The 3,098-nt window shown below is 43.1% G+C and carries 3 protein-coding genes; 2 read left to right on the top strand and 1 reads right to left on the bottom strand.

The window, feature by feature from the left end; all coding sequences use genetic code 11:
• Positions 1 to 343 (bottom strand): phage integrase N-terminal SAM-like domain-containing protein (locus tag ACTIE0_RS23575; RefSeq protein WP_439517015.1); only part of this gene is annotated, 343 nt, incomplete at its 3' end.
• A gap of 489 nt (positions 344 to 832) precedes the next feature.
• Between ACTIE0_RS23575 and ACTIE0_RS23570 the strand changes: the two genes are divergently transcribed.
• Positions 833 to 1,981 (top strand): DNA-methyltransferase, encoded by a 1,149-nt coding sequence (locus tag ACTIE0_RS23570; protein ID WP_315640096.1) that lies wholly within the window; start codon positions 833 to 835, stop codon positions 1,979 to 1,981.
• Positions 1,978 to 2,832 (top strand): NotI family restriction endonuclease, encoded by an 855-nt coding sequence (locus ACTIE0_RS23565; RefSeq protein ID WP_006621190.1) that lies wholly within the window; start codon positions 1,978 to 1,980, stop codon positions 2,830 to 2,832. The genes ACTIE0_RS23570 and ACTIE0_RS23565 overlap by 4 nt, the downstream gene beginning before the upstream one ends.
• Positions 2,833 to 3,098: the final 266 nt, after the last annotated feature.

Here is a 3,098-nt window from a genome sequence, read left to right as displayed (position 1 = left end):
CTTCCGGGCGCGAGAACACAGTGGGCAACCGCTTGGGGCACTGGGGCCGCTCAAGGACATCAAGGTCTGGCAAGGGAGGGTCAAGAACTTGGCGGTAGAGAAAGAGCAAGGCACTGAGGGCAACGTTTTGGGTGGAGGCAGCCATTTTTTTAGCGACCGCGAGGTGAGATAGGTAGGCGCGGACTTCTGGCGCTCCCATCTCTCTGGGGTGGCGTTTTTGGTGAAAGAGGATGAAGTCTTGGATGTAATAGAGATAGGACTTCTCGGTTTTGCGGCTGAGATGCCGGAAGCGGATGGCTTGGCGCAGGCGATCGAGAAGTTGGGACGGTTGAGGCACTTCCATGACAGGACTTGCGCTAAAAGACGACGAAAAGGGGTGTTAGACCGCACGTGCGCGATAATAACCATAATATCGGAGTTAGACCGCCAGTGCTTGACAACATCCTCCAGGGGTGAGTTATCCTGTAATTGCGGTCTAATAAATAGTTGTACTGCCTGCGTAGTACGGGACTTGACATACTATGCTACCATCTAAGAAGCGCAGTCACCACAACACTTCGTTGGAGCCGACAAACACCGTTAGCCCGACGACGCTGGCTAAGCGTCGTTCGCGGCTCAACTCCGCCGTTAGCTAGACCGGTAGCGAAGGGTAAACCCCCTCCCCCTGATTTATGAATGCCCCGTAGATGGGACTACAAGTGCTGTTGCTGAGTGGTTGCAACTTTGGGGTTGAGTGTAGCTTGACTTTGATGCTGCCCTAGACTAATACATTAGCTCTATCTACTGTATAATCCCCTAAAGGTTTAAAGACCTGTAGAAACACCAGTACTGCTTGAAAGTTCAAGGCTCAAAAATGCGAATAGAGGATGATGCTCCATCACAACCACCAGAGAACCTTCGATTACCACTATTTGGTGATTGTGTCATAGCCAATCAAGACTTTCAAAAGAAATTTGAAAATTATCAAGTCAATGAAAGCATCGCCCCTTTGCTTATGTTGGGAGATGTTCTTGAAGTTATGAAAGAGCTACCCAGTGATTCTTTCGATTGTTGTATGACTAGTCCACCCTATTGGGGAAAAAGAGAATATGACGCAGGCGGAATCGGATTAGAGCCGGATTTCAATACTTATATAGATAACTTATGCTTAGTTTTCTCTGAGGTTCATAGAGTTCTGAAGAAAACAGGCTCTTTTTGGCTCAATATTGGTGATTCTTACTACAACAAAAACTTACTCGGCTTACCGTGGCGTATTGCCTTGAACTTGACAGATAATCAAGGCTGGATTCTAAGGAATAGCGTTATTTGGAACAAAGTAAAAGGAGGACCAGACAATTCAAAGGATAGATTGAGAAATATACATGAAAATGTGTTTCACTTCGTGAAGTCATCAAGATATTACTACGATATAGATTCTATTCGTTCTTCACCCAGAAAGACGAAAGTAGTGAATGGTTCTGTTGTTTCTGCGACGGGTGTCACTGGGGTTCGCTATAAACGAAAAATCGAGCTATCCACTGACCTATCTGAAAATGAAAAACACAATGCTTATCAGGCATTGGAAGAAATTCTCCGTCAAGTTTCTGATGGCATCATTTCTGATTTCAGGATGATTATTCGAGGACAACAAAGAACCACACATTCTGATTCTGAGAAAGTTTCTGGTCGAGCCAAAGAACTCAAGGAAAAAGGATTTTACTTTCTGAAATATCATCCTAAAGGATCTAAACCAAGTGATGTTTGGGAAATTCTTCCAGAAGATGCTCAAAAACGAGAACTTCACTTTGCGCCCTATCCCGTCGATCTTTGTAAAATCCCAATATCTTCCACGTGTCCACCTAACGGGATTATTCTAGATCCTTTTTGTGGTACTGGAACTACGATGCTTGTAGCCCAGCTACTTGGCAGAAAGTCCTGCGGGATAGATCTTTCCCCTCAGTACTTAGAGATAGCGAAAGAAAGAAGCGAAACAATTTTATGAGCAAAATAATTGAGATTTTTGGATATTCAAGAAATCAACCCGAACATATAGATTTGGCCAGTCTTATTCAAGGGCAACATTGTCCATATTTAAAAAGACGTTGTATAAAAGTCCGCAAAAGCCAACCTGATATATCTATAGGCACCTGCTCAGTAGTCTATGGCAAAAATTCTATTCCGGTCATTATTTGTCCTCATAGGTTACTAGAGAGAAAACAGATCTTTATAGACTGCTTACACTTGCTCACCAACCATGAACCTGGAAATGAATTGCATGTTGTTTCAGAAATTTCAATTCCAGGAGGCAATGTAGATTATTTTCTCGTATCTGCCTTAAATAATAAGGTGAAGGATTTCGTTGGCATTGAACTCCAAACACTGGATACAACTGGCACTGTTTGGCCGGAACGCCAACGGTTACTTGAAGAACTTGGAGTTCCTACAGAAGATAACCAAAGTCAATCTAAAAAGACCTTCGGTATGAACTGGAAAATGACAGCAAAAACAATCCTTATACAGCTACATCATAAGATTGAGACTTTTGAGCACATCAATAAAAAGCTTGTTCTTGTAATTCAAGATTGTTTTCTAGATTATATACAGCGTGAATTTAGCTTTTCACATGTTAGTCATCAAGCTCAATTAGGAGATTCTATGCATATTCATGCATATCAGATGACGGAGCAACCAGACCATTCTTTCAGGTTAGCGTTGGGTTGTCGTTTAAGTACAGATGTGGAGGGTATTGCTAGATGCCTTGGTCTTCAAGCAGAGGCGAATATTGAACTTGAGCAAATTGTTAAAGCCTTAGAGTCGAAGTTGTCGGTGAACACCCTTTTTACTCCTATATAACCTCTTGACTAGCTAACACTGCGTTGGTGCGGACGGAACAGAGGTTATCGATGGGAGTCCGATATTATCTGCCGCCGCACAACTTCACCGTTAAATTTTATCAAGGTGGGAATGTGATGTTTTTCGAGACAATGCCTACTTTTTAACAACATTGGTAGGATCAGGGAGGTCTACCCCCTTTCCAAGAGTGCGATCGCACTATGCTCAATCTACCTGAGAGCCGCGATCATCGATAGAATGGGGATAAAGTTCTGGGTAGAGTGGCA

The sequence above is a fragment of the Limnospira sp. genome, assembly GCF_051859755.1.
GTDB lineage: Bacteria > Cyanobacteriota > Cyanobacteriia > Cyanobacteriales > Microcoleaceae > Limnospira > Limnospira fusiformis.
Note: the sequence above shows the minus strand (reverse complement) of the source record. Positions and strands in the feature narration are given on the sequence as shown.

What these genes read in the sequence shown, in the direction of transcription:
- ACTIE0_RS23565 (WP_006621190.1), top strand. Translation starts at nt 1,978, where the DNA reads ATGAGCAAAATAATTGAGATTTTTGGATATTCAAGAAATCAACCCGAA.